The 21,911-nt window shown below is 57.4% G+C and carries 17 protein-coding genes; 8 read left to right on the top strand and 9 right to left on the bottom strand.

Annotated features, from left to right (window positions below; translation table 11 throughout):
- Positions 1 to 119 precede the first annotated feature (119 nt).
- A complete protein-coding gene (locus USG84_RS22350; RefSeq protein WP_253542666.1) occupies positions 120 to 1,331 on the top strand; it encodes an MFS transporter in 1,212 nt (403 codons plus the stop codon).
- Here the strand turns inward: USG84_RS22350 and mtfA are convergent.
- Complete coding sequence (mtfA, locus tag USG84_RS22345) at positions 1,328 to 2,125, bottom strand: DgsA anti-repressor MtfA (protein ID WP_045260370.1); 798 nt, start codon at positions 2,123 to 2,125, stop codon at positions 1,328 to 1,330. The genes USG84_RS22350 and mtfA overlap by 4 nt on opposite strands.
- Positions 2,126 to 2,341: 216 nt before the next feature.
- Here mtfA and USG84_RS22340 point away from each other — a divergent pair, with 216 nt between their 5' ends.
- The 3 genes from USG84_RS22340 (at position 2,342) to USG84_RS22330 (ending at position 5,004) form a co-directional block, all read left to right on the top strand.
- Positions 2,342 to 2,488 carry a DUF2256 domain-containing protein gene (locus tag USG84_RS22340; protein ID WP_151413378.1) on the top strand — a complete coding sequence of 49 codons (147 nt, stop codon included), beginning with the start codon at positions 2,342 to 2,344 and terminating at the stop codon, positions 2,486 to 2,488.
- The gene (locus USG84_RS22335) at positions 2,485 to 4,014 is read left to right on the top strand and encodes a cryptochrome/photolyase family protein (RefSeq protein WP_320738461.1); all 1,530 of its coding nucleotides are present in this window, start codon (positions 2,485 to 2,487) and stop codon (positions 4,012 to 4,014) included. The genes USG84_RS22340 and USG84_RS22335 overlap by 4 nt, the downstream gene beginning before the upstream one ends.
- 90 nt (positions 4,015 to 4,104) lie before the next feature.
- Complete coding sequence (locus tag USG84_RS22330) at positions 4,105 to 5,004, top strand: LysR family transcriptional regulator (protein WP_151413379.1); 900 nt, start codon at positions 4,105 to 4,107, stop codon at positions 5,002 to 5,004.
- Here USG84_RS22330 and USG84_RS22325 read toward each other — a convergent pair.
- From USG84_RS22325 to USG84_RS22315, 3 genes are all read right to left on the bottom strand, one after another.
- On the bottom strand, positions 4,979 to 5,767 hold the full coding sequence (locus USG84_RS22325) for a substrate-binding domain-containing protein (RefSeq protein ID WP_320738460.1): 789 nt from the start codon (positions 5,765 to 5,767) through the stop codon (positions 4,979 to 4,981). The genes USG84_RS22330 and USG84_RS22325 overlap by 26 nt on opposite strands.
- Complete coding sequence (locus USG84_RS22320; RefSeq protein WP_151413380.1) at positions 5,764 to 7,077, bottom strand: MFS transporter; 1,314 nt, start codon at positions 7,075 to 7,077, stop codon at positions 5,764 to 5,766. Before USG84_RS22320 ends, USG84_RS22325 begins: the two co-directional genes overlap by 4 nt.
- Positions 7,078 to 7,359: 282 nt before the next feature.
- Complete coding sequence (locus tag USG84_RS22315; RefSeq protein WP_320738459.1) at positions 7,360 to 8,658, bottom strand: serine hydrolase; 1,299 nt, start codon at positions 8,656 to 8,658, stop codon at positions 7,360 to 7,362.
- 106 nt (positions 8,659 to 8,764) lie between these two features.
- Between USG84_RS22315 and USG84_RS22310 the strand changes: the two genes are divergently transcribed.
- The gene (locus USG84_RS22310; RefSeq protein WP_061097738.1) at positions 8,765 to 9,658 is read left to right on the top strand and encodes a LysR family transcriptional regulator; all 894 of its coding nucleotides are present in this window, start codon (positions 8,765 to 8,767) and stop codon (positions 9,656 to 9,658) included.
- On the opposite strand, the gene fumA is transcribed toward USG84_RS22310, so the two are convergent.
- The gene (gene fumA, locus USG84_RS22305; RefSeq protein WP_151413381.1) at positions 9,647 to 11,296 is read right to left on the bottom strand and encodes a class I fumarate hydratase FumA; all 1,650 of its coding nucleotides are present in this window, start codon (positions 11,294 to 11,296) and stop codon (positions 9,647 to 9,649) included. The two genes, USG84_RS22310 and fumA, sit on opposite strands and share 12 nt — an antisense overlap.
- Positions 11,297 to 11,349: 53 nt before the next feature.
- On the bottom strand, positions 11,350 to 12,858 hold the full coding sequence (locus USG84_RS22300; RefSeq protein ID WP_023312327.1) for an anion permease: 1,509 nt from the start codon (positions 12,856 to 12,858) through the stop codon (positions 11,350 to 11,352).
- A 609-nt stretch (positions 12,859 to 13,467) separates the two neighbouring features.
- Here USG84_RS22300 and USG84_RS22295 point away from each other — a divergent pair.
- Positions 13,468 to 16,248 (top strand): flavocytochrome c, encoded by a 2,781-nt coding sequence (locus USG84_RS22295; RefSeq protein WP_151413382.1) that lies wholly within the window; start codon positions 13,468 to 13,470, stop codon positions 16,246 to 16,248.
- 58 nt (positions 16,249 to 16,306) lie between these two features.
- On the top strand, positions 16,307 to 17,269 hold the full coding sequence (locus USG84_RS22290; protein ID WP_151413383.1) for an FAD:protein FMN transferase: 963 nt from the start codon (positions 16,307 to 16,309) through the stop codon (positions 17,267 to 17,269).
- Here USG84_RS22290 and dcuR read toward each other — a convergent pair.
- On the bottom strand, positions 17,250 to 17,969 hold the full coding sequence (dcuR, locus tag USG84_RS22285; RefSeq protein WP_151413384.1) for a two-component system response regulator DcuR: 720 nt from the start codon (positions 17,967 to 17,969) through the stop codon (positions 17,250 to 17,252). The genes USG84_RS22290 and dcuR overlap by 20 nt on opposite strands.
- Positions 17,966 to 19,582 carry a sensor histidine kinase gene (locus USG84_RS22280; protein ID WP_061097743.1) on the bottom strand — a complete coding sequence of 539 codons (1,617 nt, stop codon included), beginning with the start codon at positions 19,580 to 19,582 and terminating at the stop codon, positions 17,966 to 17,968. Before USG84_RS22280 ends, dcuR begins: the two co-directional genes overlap by 4 nt.
- A gap of 165 nt (positions 19,583 to 19,747) precedes the next feature.
- Between USG84_RS22280 and USG84_RS22275 the strand changes: the two genes are divergently transcribed.
- A complete protein-coding gene (locus tag USG84_RS22275) occupies positions 19,748 to 20,611 on the top strand; it encodes an N-acetylmuramic acid 6-phosphate etherase (protein ID WP_151413385.1) in 864 nt (287 codons plus the stop codon).
- 56 nt (positions 20,612 to 20,667) lie between these two features.
- Here USG84_RS22275 and ompC read toward each other — a convergent pair whose 3' ends face one another.
- Positions 20,668 to 21,831: a porin OmpC gene (gene ompC, locus USG84_RS22270; protein WP_151413386.1), complete on the bottom strand. Its 1,164-nt coding sequence runs from the start codon at positions 21,829 to 21,831 to the stop codon at positions 20,668 to 20,670.
- Between the last annotated feature and the right edge of the window lie 80 nt (positions 21,832 to 21,911).

Raw genomic sequence — 21,911 nt, 5'->3', positions numbered from 1 at the left:
ACTGATAATAATTCTCGTTATGATATTCATTCTGTTTACAGTGGCAACTATTTTTGCAATATTTGTTTTCATTAACTTCATAATTTCCACACATTTATTGACACTATGTTCACATTCTCATGCGCGCTGATTCTGAAACGTTGACCGAAAACATCACCTCCAAAGCCAACTGGCCCCTGGCGCTGTGCGCGGGCCTGCTGGGCATCGGGCAAAACGGTTTGCTGGTCATGCTTCCGCAGCTGGTGACCCTGACCGGACTTTCACTCTCGGTCTGGGCCGGGCTGTTAATGTTCGGCTCCATGCTTTTTTTACCCGCTTCCCCCTGGTGGGGACGCCAGAGCGAGCGCCGCGGTTGTAAGGTCGTGATGGTGGCCTCGCTCAGCGGCTATCTCGCCAGCTTTGGCGTCATGGCGCTGGTGGTCTGGGCAATGGCGGCCGGGATGCTGGAAGGCACCTGGGGGCTGGCGGGGCTGATCCTCTCGCGTCTGCTGTATGGCCTGACGGTGTCGGGCATGGTGCCTGCCGCGCAGACGTGGGCCATTCAGCGTGCGGGCCTGGATAAACGCATGGCGGCGCTGGCCACCATCAGCTCCGGCCTCAGCTGCGGACGCCTGCTGGGACCTCCGCTGGCGGCGCTAATGCTCAGCGTTAACCCGGTGGCGCCGCTCTGGCTGATGGCGATTGCGCCGTTAATCGCCCTGCTGCTGGTGCTGCGCGAAGCGGCGGATCCGCCGCTGCCGCCGGTGGCGCACCAGGCGACCCGTCTGCAGATCTCCATGCTGCCGTTCCTGCTGCTGGCGATGCTGCTGGCGGCGCTGGTGAGCCTGATGCAGCTTGGTCTATCACCGCACCTCAGCCCCTTGCTGGACGGTAACGCCCGGGATATCAGCCATCATGTTGCGCTCCTGCTGAGCCTGGCCGCGCTGGCCACGCTCGCGGCGCAGTTCTTGGTGGTGCGCCCGCAGCATTTCAGCCCGCTGACCCTGCTTTGTATGGCGGCGGTGCTGATGGTGGCAGGACTGGCGCTAATGTGTATCGCCGGGCTGGCGCTGTTCTACGTGGGGATTGCGATAACTTCGCTCGGCGCGGCAATGGCAACGCCGGGGTACCAGCTGCTGCTGAACGATCGGCTCACCACGGGGAAGGGGGCGGGCGCTATCGCGACCAGCCACACGCTGGGCTACGGCGTCAGCGCGCTGCTGGTGCCCGCCGTGACGCGCTTTTTCGGCGAAGAGTATTTAACGATGGCGGCCTTTGGCGTGGCGGGGCTGTTTTTAGCGCTGAGCATCGGGGTACGGCTAACCGAGCGTACCCCTGTCGAAAAAACTTAATGGACGTGGTGGGATGAAGGGCCGCCAGCGCCCTCATTTTGCCGCAGACGCTGAAGCGGGTCCTGCTGATAAAACTGGCTGAAACGCTGCCACAGCGCCGGGAAACGGGGCGCGAAGAGTTCGGGGGCGCTGAAGAAGTACTCCGAGAGCACCGCAAAGCACTCGGCGGGGTCAGTTGCCGCATAGGCATCAATGCTGGCCGCGCTTTCGCCCACCAGGTCTATCTCATCCTGGATGTTATCCATCGCCGCATGCAGGTCGTGCTCCCATCCTGCAACTTCACGAAGCGGAATAAAAGGCACGCCGCTGGCGCGATCGCCGTTGCGGGTATCGAGCTTATGCGCCACCTCGTGAATAATCAGATTAAAGCCTGAGGCGTCGAACGAGTCCTGAATGTCGAGCCAGTTGAGGATAATGGGCCCTTGCTGCCAGCTTTGTCCGGACTGCACCACCCGCTGGTTGTGTACCAGCCCGATATCATCCTCCCACTCGTCATCAACGACGAACGGCGCGGGGTAGATCAGCACTTCGTGGAAACCGTCCAGCCACTCAATGCCGAGCTCCAGCACCGGCAGGCAGAAAAGCAGGGCGATGCGGGCGTTTTTCAGCGGATCCAGCTCGAACCCCTGCAGCGGCACCAGGCGTTTTTGCTGCAAAAAACGATCCGCCATCTGAACCAGCTTCGATTGTTCATCCGGCTTAAGATTCGCCAGAACAGGGATCGCCAGCGCGTCATCCCACGGCAGCGCCATATCCCGGCCAGCCTCATTCGTTTTCCAGGGCCACTTAATCATCGCTTTGCTCGCAAACTCGTCACTTGAACAAAAATGGGAAAGTCAGGTTCAGTTAAGATGCCAGAAAATTGCGCACTGCTACACTTCCAGCCTGAATAAACTATCATTTCGTACGTAGCGGTGGGTAGCGCTTTGCGGGCATCACCTTCATTTTGTGACCTCTGTCGTAGCCTTCATTCGCAGGCTAAGTGGATAAATCAGCGCGGTATTTAACAGATGAGCGATTTCAAAGGTAACAAGCAGGCGCTGCCCAGTCGAGTATGCGTGCACTGCCAGCGGCCCATGACGTGGCGCAAGAAATGGGCGAAATGCTGGGACGAGGTCAAATACTGTTCTGAGCGTTGCCGCAGGAGCCACCGTTGACTGAACTGCGCCTGATCCTGGGCGATCAGCTTAATCCCCACCACAGCTGGTTTGATACCTGCAACCCAAACGTCATTTACGTGATGCTGGAGCTGCGGGCGGAAACCGCGTACGTGCTGCATCATGCCCAGAAAGTTATCGCCATCTTCGCGGCCATGCGCGCGTTTGCCTCGGCGTTAAAGGAGAAGGGGCATCGGGTGAGATATGTCCGCCTCTCTGATGATTCAAACCGCGGCGCGCTGGAAGAGAATCTCAACGCGCTTGTTACGCATTACCGGGCCGCAAGGGTGTTGTGGCAGGAGCCCGACGAATGGCGTCTTGATGCGCAGCTTCAGGCGTGGGCGAAAACAGCGTCCGTCGAAACGGCCTGCGTCAGCAGCGAGCATTTTTTCACCCCCCGCAACGCGGTGAGCGCGTTTTTTGCGTCACGTAAAAGCTGGCGAATGGAATACTTTTATCGGGAAATGCGCCGTCGGCACGGGATTCTCTTGACGTCTGAAGGCGAGCCGGAAGGAGGGAAATGGAATTATGATGCTGAAAACCGCAGGCGCTGGTCGGGCGAACCGCCCGCGCCGGGTGACGCGCGACCCCGCCACGATCGTTCCGCCTTGTGGGCAGAGATCCAGCGCTGCGGCGTAAAGACCTTCGGCGAACCGCAGGCCGACAATTTTCGCTGGCCGCTCAACCGTACGGAAGCCAAAGCCAGTCTGGATGCGTTTATTTCTGACGTGCTCCCGCAGTTTGGAAACTGGCAGGATGCAATGCACGCGGAGGAACCTTTTCTTTTTCATTCGTTAATTTCTTTTGCGCTGAATACCAAAATGCTTAATCCCCGGGAAGTGGTGGCCGCCGCCCAGCAGGCATGGCGTTCGGGCCAGGCGCCGCTGCCTGCCGTTGAAGGGTTTATCCGACAAATTCTCGGCTGGCGGGAGTACGTGCGCGGGATTTACTGGTCGCAGATGCCGGGCTATCGCGAGCTGAATGCCCTGGACCAGCACGCCCCGCTGCCGGACTGGTTCTGGACGGGCAAAACGCAAATGCGCTGCCTGGCGCATGCCGTTGGGCAATCGCTCACCGAGGCTTACGCCCACCATATCCAGCGCCTGATGGTGATCGGGAACTTTAGTCTGCTCAGCGGCCTGTCGCCCCAGGCGGTTCATGAGTGGTATCTGGGGGTCTATATTGATGCGTTTGAATGGGTGGAGCTGCCCAATACTCTCGGTATGAGCCAGTTTGGCGATGGCGGGTTACTGGCGAGTAAGCCCTATGTCTCAAGCGCATCCTACATTCATAAGATGAGTAACTACTGTCAGGGGTGCCGGTACCAGCACAACCAGCGCGCCGGAGAGCTGGCGTGCCCGTTCAATGCCCTCTACTGGGATTTCTTTGCGCGCAACCGGGCGCGCCTCGGTAACAATCCCCGCCTGGGCATTGTCTATAAACAGCTTGCGGATATGAAGGAAGAGGAACGGCAGGCGATTGCTGACCAGGCCGGGCGCATTCGCCTCAATCTCAACGACCTCTGACCTATTTCAACACCGCGCCGGTTGCGGAAGGTCAATAAGACGCTATTATTTTTGACTTTGTTGCTTTCCCTGACAGGACATCCAGACGCTATGCCCGTGAATTTCGACCTTAACGATCTCTATGCCTTCAGGGCGCTAGTGGAATACGGTAACTTCCGTGTCGCCGCTGAATCTATCTGCATATCCCAGTCGGCGCTGAGCCGCAGGATCGAAAAGCTGGAAGCCGCGCTGGGAACCCGGCTGTTTGACCGAACTACCCGCCGCGTCGCCCTGACGCTATACGGGCAAAACTTTGCTGAACGCTCAGCGCAGCTGCTCGACAACGTGGAATCAATGCTGGCGGATGTCGATAAGGCCAGTGAAGAGCGGACGGGGCTGATTACGGTCGCCGCAGTACCTTCCGCCGCCTGTTACTTTATGCCTGACGTGATCCGTCGCTTTCAGTCTCGCTTTCCGCGCGTTCGCATTAAGCTCATCGACAGCAGCGCGGGGAATGTGATTGACGCCGTGGCCCGAAGCCAGGCGGATTTTGGCATCTGCTTCGCGGGAAACTTGCCGTCTGAAATTGATTTTTTCCCGCTGGTGGAGGATGTCTACGTTGCGGCGTGCAGAAAGGATCATCCGCTGGCGAAGAAGAGCCACCTGACGTGGCAGGCATTTTACCAGCAGGACTATATCTCCCTCGATAAAACGTCGGGGAACCGCAACCTGCTGGATCGGATGCTGGGGGATATCATTCCCGAGCGCCCCAGCGTCTGCGAAACGCGCCACGTCACCACGATGCTCGGTATGGTAGAGGCGGGGATCGGCATTGCCGCCGTACCCGCCATGTCGATGCCGACGTCAGAGCACACGCCGCTGACGCATCTGCCGCTGGTGGCCCCGGAGGTGAAGCGCGCCGTGGGGCTAATCCGGCGCCGGGGGCGCATCCAGTCCTATATTGCGGCTGAACTGGAAAAAGAGATCACCGAGCGGTATCGCCGGACGTAACGGGGATCATCCCCGTCTCGCGGATGACTGCCCCTGAGGGCGGTGAGGCGAGATAGCTCAGCAGCGCCTTCCCCTCCGCGGGATGCTCTGCGTGACGGGTGACCGCCCCGGCGAAGCGCGTGATGTACTGCAGATTATCCGGGATTTTACCGATAAAGGTGACGCCCGGTACCGGCAGCAGCTCGCTCACCTGCTGGAAGCCCACGGCGTATTTCCCTTTTGCCACCTCCGAAGCAACCGGAATGCGTTCGACCATCGTTGCTTTAGCCGCCACCTCCTTTTCAATCCCCAGTTTCTTGAACAACGTCTGGCTGACATACCTGCCGCTGGCGCTGTCTGAGTAAGCGATGGAGCTGGCCTGCAATAGCGCGTTACGCAGCGTCGCCTCGCTGGTGATATCAGGAACATCCGCCCCTTTTTTCACCACCATACCGACGGGGGAGTCCGCAAGTTCCGTTCGCGAGCCCGGCCGGGTCTGGCTGGTTTTTTCGAGCTTCGCCAGTGCATCGCCCACCATAATCACCACGTCGGCTTTCTCGCCGCGCGCGAGCCGGTTTGGGATCGCCTGCGGCGTCGCGCCCATTGACGGACCGGGAATAATCACAATGGTATCGCCGGTCTGGCGCTCGTATTCCGGTGCCAGCTTTTCAAGGGCGGCTTTGAAACCGCCTGAAATCATCACCTTCACCTCCTGGGCGCAGGCATTGGCGCTCAGGAACGTCAGCATCAGCGCGGTGGCGGTATAACGAGAAGTGCGAGTCATGCGGCCCCCTGTGACTTAACGGTGTTTTGTACCGATACCGCGCGACGACGGTAGAGGTAGAGGGTTGCCAGCAGGGCACACACCGCGGCGAAGCTCATCCAGTAGCCCGGCGAGGCTTTGTCACCGGTATATTCAATCAGCGCGGTGGACATCACCGGGGTAAAGCCGCCGAAGACCGCCGTTGCCAGGCTGTAGGCCAGAGAGAACCCTGCCACGCGGACTTCAGCAGGCATAATTTCCGTCAGCGCCGGGATCATCGCTCCGTTATACAGCCCGTACAGGAAGGAGAGCCACAGCAGGACGCTCAGCATCATGGAGAAGCTCGGCGCGTCAGCCAGCAGCGTCAGGGCCGGGTAGCTGGTGGCCAGCGCCAGCAGGGTCATGGCAATCAGCACCGGTTTACGCCCGAAGCGGTCCGACAGCGCGCCGCCCACCGGCAGCCAGATAAAGTTCGAGATCGCCACCAGCAGCGTGACCAGCAGGCTGTCCGAGGCGCTCAGCATCAGCACTTTTTTGCCGAAGGTTGGCGCGTAGACGGTGATCAGGTAGAACGCGGTGGTGGTCATCGCCACCATCAGCATGCCCGCGACCACCACCTGCCAGTTGCCAAGCAGCGTTTTAAAGACCTGACGCATCTCCAGATGGTGGCGGCGCGCGCTGAACTCTTCCGTCTCCTCCAGCTTGCGGCGCAGGAAAAAGATAAACGGCACGATTAAACAGCCGAACAGGAACGGGATGCGCCAGCCCCATTCACGAATGGCGCTCTCTTCCATCAGGGCGTTCAGGGCAAAGCCCATCGCCGCGGCGACCATAATGGCAACCTGCTGGCTGCCGGACTGCCAGCTGGTATAGAACCCTTTACGGCCCGGCGTGGCGATTTCAGCGAGATAGACCGAGACGCCTCCAAGCTCCGCACCGGCGGAAAAGCCCTGCAGCAGACGGCCCGTCAGTACCAGCAGCGGTGCCCAAAGCCCGATGCTTTGATAGGACGGGATCAGCACGATCAGAAAGGTGCCTGCCGCCATGATGGAAAGCGTTACGATCAGCCCTTTACGGCGACCAACCTTGTCAATATAAGCTCCCAGCACGATGGCCCCGACTGGGCGCATCAAAAAGCCCGCGCCGAAGACGGCGAAGGTCATCATCAGCGACGCAAATTCACTGCTCGCCGGGAAGAACGTGTGGGCGATATAGGTGGCGTAGAAGCCGAAAAGAAAGAAATCGAATTGCTCAAGAAAGTTGCCGGACGTCACGCGAAGTATCGCGCCCGCCTTAGAGCGAACGGTTGCAGGTGAGGTTGAGGAAAACATGGTTATCTCCAGTTTATTGTTGACGTTTTACGCGTCTGTTTCTGAAAACTGGATCAGGTTGAGGAAATAGATAAGCGCAATTAACGCATTGATTGATGCGCGTTACGCATCAATAGTGAGGCGGTAATGATGAGCACCATAAGCAACAATAACTTAACAAAATATTGGCTTTTTATTCACCAATGTCATCTAAGTCTCTGATATTGCGATTTTGTGATGTGGCGCAGAGAGAGGCTCCTGAGAAAGGGCCGGGCAAGCGCTTCGTTACCCGGCGGGTGCAATTTAGCGCAGCGCCCTGGCAATCGCGCTAAACATCAGAGAGGCTTCCAGCGGCTGGGCGCTGAAGGACGGTTCCGCCTGCGGCCAGGTAGACCACTGGACGATGACCAGATTTTCCTTCGGGTTCACCATAATCATCTGCCCGAAAATGCCCAGCGCCCAGAGCGAACCTTTGAGCGAATCCTGTGACGTCGGCTCTACGCCCGTGGCGTTGGCGGGCACTTCGTTGTTCCACCACTGATAGCCGTACAGGCCTTCTGGATGCGCGTCTGATACCGAGCCTTTCGCCTGAGTCCAGCCTGACGACTCCTTCACCCAGCCGTCAGGCAGAATTTGTTTGCCCGAGGGCAGCATACCGTTGTTCAGGATAAATTCCCCGAAGCGACCCCAGTCCTCCAGCGTGGCGTTAAAGCCGTGCGCGCCGACGTCGTGCTGGCCTTTGCTGTAGGCATGCCACACGCCGTCGCTCGCCATGCCGTAAGGCTGCCAGATGCTTTTCTCAAGATAGGCGGCGAGCGTCATGCCGGTGGCCCGCTCCAGCACGTCACCCAGCAGCCAGGCGCCGCCCGAAGAGTAAGACCAGCTCTCTCCGGCCGGGTGCGCCCTGCGTAACCCCTTCACCAGCTTGCGCACGCAGTCGTAGGTACCCGGTTTCGCCTCGCACTCGGTGAGCTGCGCGAAGTCGGATTTAGGGTTGGTGTAATCCTCGTTCCACGCCACCCCCGAGGTATGGGTGATAAGCTGCTTAAGCGTCACGCCGTCCCACGCGGTGCCTTTCAGGTCGGGTTCATACCGCGTGACCAGGTCGTCGAGCGAGTGAATTTTTCCCTCTTTGAGGGCCACGCCAACCAGCGCCGATACCACCGATTTGCCTACCGAGCGCGATGTCCAGAGCGTGGAGTCGGTATTGCCCTGGGCGAGATATTTCCAGGCGATTTTACCGTCCTTCAGCACCAGCATGCCGCTGACGTTCTGGCGTTTAAGGTACTCCTTAAGGCCGTAGCGCCTGCCGTTGACCTGATACCAGGCGTCAGTGAGCGGCTTATCCGATATTTCCAGCGCCACGGCGTTACCGTGGCGGAAAACATCCCCGGCGTAGTTGCGGTAGTCATTGCGAAAGCCCACCACGCGGTCGGCCTGACTCCAGGTGAGCATCTTATGGGTGTCCGGCAGCGCGGCATCAAAGGGGGCTGGGCAGGCGCTAAGGTCGGTGCCTTTGCAGGCGGCCACTGCCGCAGGGGAGATCAGGCTGCTGAAGACAAGGCCCGCCAGCAGGGCATGGTTTACTTTTCTGTTTTTCATATCCGTCTCTTTCAGGTTAAGAACGGCTTCAGTTTAAAAACCCCGGGGCTATAATAAAAAACGCGTAGTGGGGGAAAATCCCCCTATAAAAAAGAGGTAGCGTAGCGTGGCGGGACTGATTTACTCTTTTGCACAGCTCGAGGCATTTACCGCCGTGGCCGAGAACGGGGGCCTGAGTAAAGCCGCGGTGGCGCTGAAGAAGGACCGCACGACGCTTCGCGATCTGGTTGATTTTCTTGAGGATGGCTTGGGCTACGCGCTGTTTATTCGCGACGGCCGCACCCTACGGCTCACGCCCGAAGGGGAACAGCTTCAGCGCCAGGCGCACCTGCTGATGCGGCAGGTTAAAGCCTTTGAGGCGTTTGCCAGAGAGGTGCCGCACGGTGCCACGCAGGACCTGACGCTGGCCTACGATCCTTTTACGCCCAGAGCCTTTCTGCACGGGGTGATTGCTGAAATGGTGGCGCGAAAAGTCCGGCTGAGCCTTATCTGTACCTCTCGGGATGAATCGGAACGGCTGCTGGCGAACAACGATGCGGACCTGGCCATCTGCCAGGCGCGCAACCGCAGCGTGGGCAATGACATGGAGTGGCGCGCCCTCGGCGCCATTGATATGGATTTTTATGCCGCCAGCGGGCTGTTTGCTGACAGTGCTTCCCCTCTGTCGCTGCTCGATCTCTCCCTGGTGCCCCAGGTCGTCATGCACCCCGCCTCGGACGAGCCGGTGGCGCGCCGCCTGCAGATCTCCGGGCATACCCTCTTTACCAACGAACCGGAGATGCTGCGCGGTCTGCTGGAACGCGGCTGCGGCTGGGGATTCTTACCAACGCATTTTCATGCCGGTCAGTGGCAAAATGTAAAAAGGCTGCACACTGAAGTGGGCAGCCAGGGAATTGGTCAGACGATGGTCACCATCTGGAAGCCGGGGAGCGACAAGCGCAGCACGATCGCTGAAACGTTGTCGCTCTTGCCGGACGTATGGAAACACTCAGCGCTGTGAACAGCCTTTGCACTGCTGGTTCTGGATCTGCTGGAAGAAATCGTTGCCTTTATCATCCACCAGAATAAACGCCGGGAAGTTTTCGACTTCGATTTTCCAGATGGCTTCCATACCCAGCTCAGGATAGGCCACGCACTCCAGGCTCTTAATGCTGTTTTGCGCCAGCACCGCTGCCGGGCCGCCGATGCTGCCCAGGTAGAAGCCGCCGTGCTTATGGCAGGCGTCGGTCACCTGCTGGCTGCGGTTGCCTTTCGCCAGCATGATCATGCTCGCGCCGTGGGATTGCAGCAGGTCCACATAGGAGTCCATACGCCCCGCGGTGGTCGGGCCGAGTGAGCCAGACGCATAGCCCTCCGGGGTTTTGGCCGGACCCGCGTAGTAGATCGGATGATCTTTGACGTACTGAGGCAATTCTTCGCCGTTATCCAGCAGCTCTTTTAGCTTCGCATGGGCGATGTCGCGCGCCACGATAATGGTGCCGTTCAGCGACAGGCGGGTAGAGACCGGGTGCGCGGAAAGCTGCGCCAGGATCTCGTTCATCGGCTTGTTCAGGTTGATGCTTACCACGTCGCCTTCGCCCTGCTGGCGCAGTGATTCAGGAATATACTGGCCCGGATTGTGCTCAAGCTTCTCAATCCAGATCCCGTCGCGGTTGATCTTCGCCTTGATGTTGCGGTCAGCTGAGCAGGAGACCCCCATGCCGATTGGGCAGGAGGCGCCGTGGCGCGGAAGGCGGATCACGCGGATATCATGGGCGAAGTATTTTCCGCCAAACTGCGCGCCGAGGCCGAGGTTCTGCGCTTCCTGGAGCAGCTCCTGTTCCAGCTGAACGTCGCGGAACGCCTGGCCGTGCTCGTTGCCTTCGGTTGGTAGCGCGTCGTAGTAGCGGGTAGAGGCCAGCTTCACGGTTTTCAGCGTGGCTTCCGCTGAGGTCCCGCCAATCACAAACGCGATATGGTACGGCGGGCAGGCCGCGGTACCTAGGGTGCGCATCTTCTCAATCAGGTAGTTTTTCAGCTTCGCCGGGGTGATTAGCGCTTTGGTTTCCTGATAGAGGTAGGTTTTGTTGGCAGAGCCGCCGCCTTTCGCCATGCACAGGAATTTGTACTCGTCCCCGTCCACGCTGTAGAGATCGATCTGCGCGGGCAGGTTGGTGCCGGTATTCACCTCTTTATACATGTCCAGCGCCGCATTCTGCGAGTAGCGCAGGTTATCTTCGATGTAGGTGTTATACACGCCCTGGCTCAGGGCCGCTTCGTCACCGCCGCCGGTCCAGACGCGCTGGCCTTTTTTGCCCATAATGATCGCGGTGCCGGTATCCTGACAGGTTGGCAGCACGCCTTTTGCGGCAATTTCAGAGTTACGCAGGAACTGCAGGGCAACGTACTTATCGTTCTGGCTGGCTTCCGGGTCGTTAAGAATAGCGGCAACCTGCTTCTGGTGGGAAGGGCGCAGCATAAACGCGGCGTCGTGGAAGGCCTGCTGGGCCAGCAGGGTCAGCGCTTCCGGCTCCACTTTCAGTACTTCCTGGCCGTCGAATTCGGCTACGGAGACGTACTCTTTGGTCAGCAGGTAGTATTCGGTGTCGTCATGGGAAAGTGGGAAGGGGTTCTGATAAAAAAACGGTTTATTCGACATAGTATTGCTCCACTAAAATAAAACCGCCGGAGGAAACGTCCGGCGGTCAGGAATCAGAACATCATGGACATCCACGGATAGCCAATCAGCAGCAGGGCCGCCAGGAAGATGGCACCGAAGATGGTGCCGAGGCGCCAGTAGTCTTTGGTTGGCAGGTAGCCGCTACCGTAGTAAATCGGGCTTGGGCCAGTACCGTACGGGGTGATAATCCCCATCACGCCCAGGGAGGTCACCATCAGCAGGACAAACACTTCCATATTCATGCCCGGAATGGTGGAGGCGATGGTCAGCATCGCTGGCAGCAGCGCGGTAGTATGCGCGGTGGTGCTGGCAAACAGGTAGTGCAGCAGGTAGAACGCCAGCAGCAGGACGATGGTCGCGACGCCCGGAGAGATACCGCTCATCAGCAGGCCGCCTTCTTTACCCAGCCAGCTGATAAAGCCGGTAGAGGAGAGGCCGTCCGCCAGCGCCACCAGGGTGGCAAACCAGACGAAGGTATTCCACGCGGCTTTGTTGCCGGTAATATCGTTCCACTCCAGCACGCCGGTCCACAGCATCAGGCCGACGATGAGCAGGGCCGCCATTGCAGGCTCAATCCACGCGGCGGCGAAGATCCACATCAGCAGCGCGCAGCAGACGAAAACCAGCAGCAGAATTTCATTGCGGGACAGCTTGCCGAGTTTTTCCAGCTCACGGGTTGCCCACAGCGGCACTTCATTGTTCACCTTCACTTCTGGCGGGTAGAACCAGTAGGCCAGCAGCGGCATGGTCAGAATCAGCAGGATACCCAGCGGCAGGAAGGCGAGGAACCAGGTGCCCCATGAGATATCAATCCCTACGGTGCTTTTCACCAGCGCCAGCGCCAGCAGGTTCGGCGCAAGGGCGGAGAGGAACATTGAGCTGGTGATACAGGCCGCGGTGATCGCCACCCACATTAGGTATGAACCAATTTTGCGCGCGCTTGGGTCGTTGGGTTTTGAACCGTACAGCGGCGGCAGGTTAGCGATGATCGGGTAGATGGTCCCACCGCTGCGCGCGGTGTTGGACGGAGTGAACGGTGCCAGCAGCAGGTCTGCAAACGTAATGGCGTAACCGAGCGTCAGGCTGCGACGGCCGAGGTACTTCACCAGAATCAGCGCCAGACGGCGGCCGAAGCGGGTTTTGTCATAGCCTGCGGCGAACATAAAGGCACCGAAGATCAGCCAGACGGTGGAGTTACCAAACCCGCTCACCGCCCATTTAAAGGAGGCGCCCGCCAGCTTGAATTTCGGGTCAGCCAGCTGATCGGGGCTGAACAGCACCCACTGGCTGCACAGGGCAATGGCGACCACGCCGGTCAGGCCGATCACCGCGCCAGGCAGCGGTTCGAAGATCAAACCAACGATCACGCCGACAAAGATAGCGAAGTAGTGCCACGCGTAAGGCGGCAGCCCTTCAGGAACGGGAACAAACAGCAGCAGTACGGCGACGATGACGGGTAACGCCATCATCAGCAGTCGTTTTGCGTTTCCATTTGATGCCTGGTTCGCCACGGGGGGCGTTACAGCAGTTTTTGTATTCATAGTTTCACGTCTTAAGTTGTCAAAAATTCGGTCGCACTGAAAAACAAAATTGCTTTCTTAAGTTTCTTTGCTTTTTTTAGTTATTAAAGGTGCTTTCTTGTATTTTCAGTAATAGCGATTTAACGCTTTTTTGCCTGCGTTAAATTAAAAAATGATGATGTTTTTATATTGCGCTTTTGAATACCATAACTATTGATCGAGATCAAAAAAACAGAATTGCAGCGTTATTTTTATGCTTTTATTAATAACCACTCTGGCGTATGTGGTTATTATCTTTTCTGCGGGTTTATTTTATCATTTTTGTAACAGGCTAAATTTTAAGTTCAAGTTATCTTATTGATTTGTTTTGAGCTTTTTGATTTTTGGTGAAATGGTTTTACCATTTTTTATTTAACGAATTTTAAAATATTGTGAATGCCTGAATGACAATCGCTAACACCAATGTATTATTAGTGTTATTGCAGGGATTAAATAGTTTTTTAACTAACGTAATAGCTTTAGAAACTAAAAAAATCATTATATTAATATCATGACATCGGCAAATAACGACGAAATAAAAAACCAATCCGATAACGAATTCTCAATTTTTAAAAGTTTGGAGTTTCTATTATGAGCACTAACGAACGCATTCTTAGCCCCTTCACATTACCGAATGGCACTGAACTGAAAAACCGTTTGTTAATGGCCCCGATGACAACCTGTACCGGCTACTATGACGGCACCGTCACCAGCGAGCTGGTGGAGTACTATCGGGCCCGTTCCGGCAGCATTGGTACCATCATCGTGGAGTGCTGCTTTGTCGACGATCTCGGTCTCGCCTTCCCGGGTGCGATCGGGATTGATAACGACGAGAAAATTGCCGGGCTGGCGAAAATCGCCGAGGCCATTAAGTCCAAAGGCTCTAAGGCGCTGCTGCAGATCTACCACGGCGGCCGCATGGTTGACCCAAAACTGATCGGTGGCCGTACCCCGGTGGGCCCAAGCGCCGTGGCCGCGCCGCGTGACGGTGCCGCGACGCCGGTTGCTCTGACCGCTGAAGAAGTGGAAGGCATGATCGGCAAGTTTGGTGAAGCCGTGCGCCGCGCCATTCAGGCCGGTTTCGACGGCGTGGAAATCCACGGGGCGAACACCTACCTGATTCAGCAGTTCTACTCCCCAAACTCAAACCAGCGCGACGACGAGTGGGGCGGCAGCCGCGACAACCGCGCGAAGTTCCCGCTGGCGGTGCTGGACATTACCCACAAAATGGTGCGCCAGTACGCCGATGACGCCTTCATCATCGGCTACCGCTTCTCCCCTGAAGAACTCGAAGTTCCGGGCATCCGCTTTGAGGACACCATGTACCTGCTGGAGAAACTGGCCGCGCGCGGCGTGGACTACCTGCACTTCTCCGTGGGCGCCACCCTGCGACCTTCCATTGTTGACACCCAGGACCCGACGCCGCTGATCGAAAAATACTGCGCGATGCGTTCTGAAACGCTGGCGCAGGTTCCGGTGATGGGCGTGGGCGGCGTGGTGAATGCGTCAGACGTGAATGAAGCGCTGGACCACGGTTACGACCTGATTGCCGTTGGCCGCGCCACCATTGCCTACCCGGACTGGACCGACCGCATCGCGGCGGGCGAAAGCCTTGAGCTGTTTATGGATAGCACCAGACGCGAGGAACTGAGCATTCCTGAACCGCTGTGGCGCTTCTCGCTGGTGGAAGCGATGATCCGCGACATGAGCATGGGCGAGTCCAAATTCAAACCCGGCACCTTTGTTGAGAAAGTGCAGGACGACGCTAACGAACTGGTGATTAACGTCAGCCTGGAAACCGACCGCATTGCGGACATCAAGCTCGCCTCCGGCCCGAGTGAAGACGTTGAGTTTGTCACCAGCTTTGAAGAGATCCGCACCCGCATTCTGGATGCTAATACCCCGCACGTGGATGCCATTACCGGCGCAACCAGCCAGAGCGAGGCGGTGAAAAAAGCGGTCTCTAAAGCGATGCTGAAATCCAGCAAGGCGCTGGCGGCGGAAGAGGGCGTTGACCCGAACGAAACCCGCAGCGTGGACGTGGTGGTGGTCGGCAGCGGCGGCGCCGGTCTGGCGGCGGCCATTCAGGCTCACGACGAAGGCGCAAGCGTGCTGATCGTCGAGAAAATGCCAACCATCGGCGGGAACACTATTAAAGCCTCTGCAGGGATGAACGCCGCAGAAACCCGCTTCCAGCGCGTGAAGGGCATTCAGGACAGCAAAGAGCTGTTCTATCAGGAAAGCCTGAAAGGCGGCGGCAACAAGAACGACCCGGAACTGCTGCGTCGCTTTGTCGAGAACGCGCCGGAAGCGATTGAGTGGCTGGCAGCGCGCGGCATCATGCTGAACGACATCACCACCACCGGTGGGATGAGCATTGACCGTACGCACCGTCCAAAAGACGGCTCGGCGGTGGGTGGCTACCTGATCAGCGGCCTGGTGCGTAACGTCAACAAGCGCAACATTGAAGTGATGCTGGATACCTCCGTCAGTGACATAATCTTCGAGAACGATGAAGTGACCGGCGTGCGCCTGACCACTGAAGAGAACGAAACCGTCACCGTGGCAGCTAAAAGCGTGATCGTGGCAACCGGCGGCTTCAGCGCGAATAGCCAGATGGTGGTGAAATACCGCCCGGATCTGGAAGGGTTCGTCACGACCAACCATAAAGGGGCGACCGGCGGCGGTATCGCGCTGCTGGAACGTATTGGCGCAGGCACCGTGGATATGGGTGAAATTCAGATCCACCCAACCGTTGAGCAGAAAACCTCGTACCTGATTTCCGAATCCATTCGCGGCGGCGGGGCAATTCTGGTCAATCAGCAGGGCAACCGCTTCTACAACGAAATGTCGACCCGCGATAAAGTCTCGGCGTCAATCATCGCGCTGCCGGAAAAATACGCGTACATCGTCTTTGACGAGCACGTTCGTGCTAAAAACAAAGCCGCGGATGAGTACATCGCAAAAGGCTTCGTGACCAGCGCCAGCTCGCCGAAAGCCCTGGCGGAAGCGCTGGGTATGGATTATCACCAGTTCCTGGCAACGCTTGAGCGCTACAACGGCTTTGTGGAAAAACAGCACGACGATGATTTTGGCCGCACCACCGCGCTGCGTGCGCCCATCAACGAAGGGCCGTTCTACGCCATTCAGATTGCGCCGGGCGTGCACCACACCATGGGCGGCGTGACCATCAACACCGAAACCTGCGTGCTGGACAGCAACCACAACGTGCTGCCGGGGGCATTCGCGGCGGGTGAAGTGGTTGGCGGGATCCACGGCGGCAACCGTATCGGCGGTAACGCGGTGGCAGATATCATTATTTTTGGTACCCTTGCCGGACATCAGGCGGCGATGCGCTCAAAAAGAACGTAAGGCACCTGTTTCCCCGGCGGCGCGGTGCCTGCCGGGGCTACATCTGAGGACTCATGCTATGCCTGATAGCCATCGCGTTTACAGCTACTCCGCCGTTCTGATGGGCTCGCCCATTCTCCTGAAGCTCTTCTCCCATGACGAAGCTCTCGCGTCCCGCGTTTTCCGCCTGATTAAACAGTACGAAAATCTCCTCACCGTTAACCGCGCGCATTCCCAGGTGATGGACATCAACCATGCGGCGGGCCAGCATCCGGTTACCGTCAGCCGTCCGGTGTTTGATCTCATCCGCTGTGCCAAAGCGGCAAGCCTGATTAAAAACAGCGCCTTTAACCTGGCGATCGGCCCGCTGGTGAAGCGCTGGAAGATTGGCTTTCAGGGCGACAGCGTTCCGCCTGCTGATGACATTGCGTCCCTGCTGGCGATAACCCGGCCCGAGGATGTCATCCTTGATGAGGCGCAGAGCAGCGTGTTTCTGGCCAGAGCGGGGATGGAGATTGACCTGGGTGCCATCGCCAAAGGCTATATCGCCGACCGGGTGCGGGACTACCTGCGCAAAGAGGGCGCTGAGCTGGGGCTGATCAACCTCGGCGGAAACATTCAGACGTTAGGTTCGCCGGAAGGGGGCTGGAGCGTGGGGCTAAAAAAACCGTTCGCCGGTGACGCGCTGATCGGTGCGATGACGGTGGAGAACCTCTCCGTGGTGACCTCGGGAACGTACGAGCGCTACTTCGAGCAGAACGGCAAGCGCTATCACCACATTCTCGACCCGCGTACCGGGTACCCGCTGGACAACGAGCTGGAGAGCGTCACCATCATTTCAAAAGATTCCATCGACGGCGATATCTGGACCACGCTGATGTACGGCATGGGGGTAGAGAAGGGCTGCGCCGCCCTGCGCGCGCGCCCCGATATTGAAGCTATCTTTGTGACCAAAACAAAAGAAGTGGTGTTCTCTTCAGCACACCACTTCCGTTTTACCCTTCTGGACGAGAGCTACCGCGTTACTGACAGTACTGTTTGAGCAGCCCGATCTGTTCCGGCTGTAAGCGGTAGCGATACACCGGGCGGCCTGTGGCACCGTAGTGAATGCTGGTGAACAGAATGTTGATCTGCGCAAGCCAAATCAGGTACTTGCGGCAGGAGACGCGTGAAATGTTTACCGCGTTAGCCAGATCGTCGGTGGAAAATTCCGTCTCCGGGTGGCCGTCAATCCACTGGCAAATCGTGCGCAGCGTTTGCGGCGTTAACCCTTTCGGCAATTTTTTACTGTCCGCCAGCTCCGGCGCGCCGCCGTGGATCAGACGGTCAACGTCCGCCTGCTCGTAATACTGGTGCGAGCCCATCAGGCTGTGCTTTGCCTTCCAGCCGTTCAGCGCCTCTTCAAAGCGCGGGAACTGGAACGGCTTTATCAGATAATCCACCACGCCGTAGTGGATGGAGGTCTGGATCGTGGCGGCATCGGCGGCCGAGGAGATCATAATCACATCAATCGGACGGCCTGACGCGCGAATGTCGGGCAGCAGATCCAGCCCGTTATCCTGCTGCATATAGACGTCCAGCAGCACCAAATCGACAGGCTGGCTGGGGTTATTGATAATGGCCCTGGCCTGGCTGAGCGTGGAGGCGACGCCGCAGCAGCTAAAGCCTTCAACGCGGTTGACGTACAGACGGTTGAGGTCAGCCACCATGGCGTCATCATCGACAATTAATACATTTATCACGCGATATTCCTCTCGCTATCCCAGGGGATGTGAACAAAAAATTGGGTAAATACGCCAGGCTCAGACTCGACGGTAATATCGCCGCCCAGGTTCTGGATCTGCTGGCGAGCAAGGAACAGCCCAACGCCGCGGTTTTCACCTTTTGTTGAGAACCCCTTAGTAAAAATAGCCTCCAGCTGAGCGGGATCAATGCCGGGGCCATCGTCGCTGACTTCACAGCTGAGCCAGCCATTCTGATAATGCAGCAGCAGGCCAATCTCGCCTTCCGGCTGTCCTGCCATCGCGTCGAGCGCGTTTTCGATTAGATTACCCAGCGCGGTAATCAGCACCGCAACCTGCTCTTCGCTGGCGGTATCCGGGATCAGGCATTCATCCGCCAGCGTCAGGGTAACGCCGGCCTCTTTCGCCCGGTTGATTTTGCCCAGCAGGAACCCGGCAACGACCGGGGACTTTACCTTGCTCTGGATCGTACCGATATCCGTCTGGTAGTTATGCGCCGTCTGGATGATGTACTCCTCCAGCTTGTCGTAGCGCTTCATATGCAGCAGGCCCAGAATCACATGCAGTTTATTCATAAACTCGTGCGTGTGGCTGCGCAAGGCGTCGACGTAGTTGACCATGCCATCAATACGCTGCATCAGCTGGCTGATTTCCGTTTTATCGCGGAAGGTGGCTATCGCACCGATGACACGCTCCTGGCTTTTGACGGGCACCATGTTGCACAATAGCAGCCGACCGTTACAGCTGATCTCCCGATCCTGAAGCGCGACGCCCGTCGTTGAAACCTCCCGCAGGCTGGCCAGAAGGGGAGCGCTGGCGTTTTCCGTCTGCTTGCCCGAGGGCAGGAGTAAAATTTCTCTGGCGGTGTGGTTAATCATCGTCACGCGGCCGTGAATATCGACGGCCAGTACCCCTTCGCGAAGCGACTGCAGCATTGCCTGGCGCTGTTCGAACAGGGCGGAGATTTCATAGGGTTCGAGCCCGAAAAGAATGCGCTTCAGCACCCGTACCAGACCCCAAATCGCCATCGAGCTCATAAAGATGCTGAACAAAATCGTCCAGAGCGCGTTAAGCCGCCCGCGGGCTATCTGGTCTTCCACCTTCTTCAGGGAGATGCCGACCACGACGACCCCGATCTGATCGTGCTGGCTGTCATAGACCGGCGTGAAAACGCGAAGCGCTTCGGCGAGGGCGCCGCGGTTAACCGAGACATTCTCTTTGCCTTCCAGCGCGGGCTCCAGATCGTTTCCGATGAAATGCAGGCCGATGAGCGCCTCGTTCGGGTGCGAATAGCGTATCCCCCGCATGTCGGTCACCACGGTGAGCAGCAGATCGTTGCGTTGGGTGACGGCTTTGGCGATGGGCTGAATGATGTCGGCCTGCGGCGACTGCATCAGGCCGCGCTGGATCTCCGGGCTGTCGGCCAGCGTGCGGGCGATGCCCAGAGCAGTATCTTTTACATCATCGCGGGTCGCTCGGGTGATCTGCACGGAATAGAGCGCAAAAACTACCAGCAGCACAGAGGCGATAATCGCGGACACCATTAACGTGACCAGCGTGTACAGTTTCATGGGGCGCTTGCGCGTCAGAGGGAAAGGCTGCAAATCGCTCATCAACACTCCGCGATGATTAAGAAAGGGGGTGATTATCGCTGATGATGGGCTTTTCTTAAAGCCATGTAAAAGCGTCGATTTGCTCTTCTTTTCGTGACCCCACTCGCAGGTCATCTATATAAAACACTTTATAGTGTGTGGGTACTCATAATAAGGAGGCTGTTTATGAGCATTACGCTTACCGGTTCAGTCAAGGAAAGACGGCACGCCAGCACGATGAATATAGATAGGTTGTCCACGCTGGACATGCTGAAGGTTATCCACGAGGAAGATGCACGCATTTCTGCTGCTATAACACCCTGCTTAACGACAATCGCCCGCGTGGTGGATAACGCCGCCGCGGCGCTTAACCATGGTGGCCGCCTGGTCATCGTCGGGGCAGGACCGTCGGGCTACGCCGCACGGCAGGCTGCGGATGACTACGCGCCGGGTAAAACTCCGGTAATTGCCGTGACGGCAGGAGAGGGAGAAGGGAGCTACGAGCGCGGGGTCGCTGACCTGCAGGCCATCAAATTTGCTGAACACGATATGATGCTGGCGGTGACCGTCAGCGGAAAAACGCCGTGGGTCTGGGGAGCGATGCGGCATGCCTGGTCGCTGGGGGCGCCGGTTGCGGTCATCACCGGTGACGCACAAAGTGAAGCGGCGCAGCTGGCAAGTATGGTAGTTGCCCCGGAACTGGGGGCCGATGTGGTTGCCGGGTATCTAAATACCAGGGCGGGGATCGCGCAAAAAATGATCCTCTCGATGATTACTACCGGGCTGGCCGTTCGGACCGGGCGCGTATACAGCAACCTGCGCGTGGATCTTGAGGCAAGCAGTACCAAATGGGCAGAACGGCAAATCGCCATCGTGATGGAGGCGGGGGGATGCACCCGTGCGCAGGCAAAAGCCGCGCTGGAGAGCTGTAGCCATCACTGTAAAACGGCGGTGCTGATGGTGCTGACCGGTCTGGATGCGTGGAAAGCCCACGAGCTGCTGGCGCAGAATAACGGGTTTATTCGCGTGGCGCTGCAGGAAGCGCCGTGAACTTGGCCTTGAAATGAAAAAAGCCCGCATCATGCGGGCTTTAGTGTTTATGGCGATTAGAACTGGTAGGTCATGCCTACGCCAACGATGTCATCGGTAGAGATGCCGTTTGCTTCATAGAAGCGTTCATCGTTGTCCAGCATGTTGATTTTGTAGTCAACATAGGTGGAGAAATTCTTGTTAAAGCTGTAGGTCATACCCAGGTCGATGTAGTTAACCAGGTCCATGTCACCAGACTGACCCTGAGGGTTGCTGGCGTTGCCTGGGTAAGTCATGTCTTTACCCTTGGAGTAAACCCATGCCAGGGATGGACGCAGGCCGAAGTCGAACTGGTACTGTGCTACTGCTTCAAAGTTCTGGGTCTGATCCGCGATTCCATAATCACCATATGGAGTCATGTTGCGGGTTTCAGCGTACATCATTGCCAGATAGATGTTATTGGCATCATATTTCGCGCCAAGAGTCCATGCTTCTGCGGTTTTACCGCTGGCAAAGCGCGCGTTATTTACGCCCGCAGCTTCTTGTGCGTTGGTACGGTCAGAAGAAGAGTATGCCGCACCCAGGCTCAGGCCGGACAGGTCGCCGGAGAAGTCATAGGAGGTGGACATGCCATAGCCGTCGCCGTTCTGGAAGCGTACGTCATCATGACCGTTTTTAGTGCCTTCCTGGTCTTCCTGAGCATACTGGCCCTCGTTCGCACCCTGATACTGCAGCGCGAAGTTCAGACCTTCAACCAGACCGAAGAAATCAGCGTTGCGGTAGGTTGCCAGGCCGTTAGCACGGCCGTTCATGAAGTTATCGGTCCAGGTGTAAGAATCACCGCCAAATACCGGCAGCATATCGGTCCAGGCTTCAACGTCATACACGACGCCGTAATTACGTCCGTAGTCAAATGAACCGTATTCGCCATATTTCAGGCCAGCGTATGCCAGACGGTTAAATGATTTATCACCAGCGCCTTCGGTATCGTTAGCGTAGGTTTTATATTCCCACTGACCATAACCGGTCAGCTCGGAAGTAATCTGCGTTTCGCCTTTGAAACCAATTTGTACATAGGTTTCATCGCCATCGTCGCCAGGGTTGTCAGAGAAGGTATGACGCGCGTCTACTTTGCCGTACAGGTCAACTTTGTTGCCGTTTTTGTTGTACATTTCAGCCGCATGCGCAGCGCCAGCCATTAATAAAGCGGGTACAAGAATTGCCAGAACTTTTCTTTTCATTATATATTCCCTTTAAAGATAATTAATATGAATATATGTAATCACCCTCCGTAATTACGTGGTTGATACTATTCTACGGA

This window comes from Enterobacter sp. 168J2 (assembly GCF_034107265.1).
GTDB lineage: Bacteria > Pseudomonadota > Gammaproteobacteria > Enterobacterales > Enterobacteriaceae > Enterobacter > Enterobacter nematophilus.
The sequence above is the reverse complement of the archived record's forward strand: the minus strand, read 5'-3'. Positions and strand labels throughout refer to the sequence as shown.

Bases quoted from the DNA above. Each gene is read 5' to 3' on its own strand.
- USG84_RS22350 (WP_253542666.1), top strand. From the start codon at position 120: ATGCGCGCTGATTCTGAAACGTTGACCGAAAACATCACCTCCAAAGCC.
- mtfA (WP_045260370.1), bottom strand. From the start codon at position 2,125: ATGATTAAGTGGCCCTGGAAAACGAATGAGGCTGGCCGGGATATGGCG.
- USG84_RS22340 (WP_151413378.1), top strand. From the start codon at position 2,342: ATGAGCGATTTCAAAGGTAACAAGCAGGCGCTGCCCAGTCGAGTATGC.
- USG84_RS22330 (WP_151413379.1), top strand. From the start codon at position 4,105: ATGCCCGTGAATTTCGACCTTAACGATCTCTATGCCTTCAGGGCGCTA.
- USG84_RS22325 (WP_320738460.1), bottom strand. From the start codon at position 5,767: ATGACTCGCACTTCTCGTTATACCGCCACCGCGCTGATGCTGACGTTC.
- USG84_RS22320 (WP_151413380.1), bottom strand. From the start codon at position 7,077: ATGTTTTCCTCAACCTCACCTGCAACCGTTCGCTCTAAGGCGGGCGCG.
- USG84_RS22315 (WP_320738459.1), bottom strand. From the start codon at position 8,658: ATGAAAAACAGAAAAGTAAACCATGCCCTGCTGGCGGGCCTTGTCTTC.
- fumA (WP_151413381.1), bottom strand. From the start codon at position 11,296: ATGTCGAATAAACCGTTTTTTTATCAGAACCCCTTCCCACTTTCCCAT.
- USG84_RS22300 (WP_023312327.1), bottom strand. From the start codon at position 12,858: ATGAATACAAAAACTGCTGTAACGCCCCCCGTGGCGAACCAGGCATCA.
- USG84_RS22295 (WP_151413382.1), top strand. From the start codon at position 13,468: ATGAGCACTAACGAACGCATTCTTAGCCCCTTCACATTACCGAATGGC.
- USG84_RS22290 (WP_151413383.1), top strand. From the start codon at position 16,307: ATGCCTGATAGCCATCGCGTTTACAGCTACTCCGCCGTTCTGATGGGC.
- USG84_RS22280 (WP_061097743.1), bottom strand. From the start codon at position 19,582: ATGAGCGATTTGCAGCCTTTCCCTCTGACGCGCAAGCGCCCCATGAAA.
- USG84_RS22275 (WP_151413385.1), top strand. From the start codon at position 19,748: ATGAGCATTACGCTTACCGGTTCAGTCAAGGAAAGACGGCACGCCAGC.
- ompC (WP_151413386.1), bottom strand. From the start codon at position 21,831: ATGAAAAGAAAAGTTCTGGCAATTCTTGTACCCGCTTTATTAATGGCT.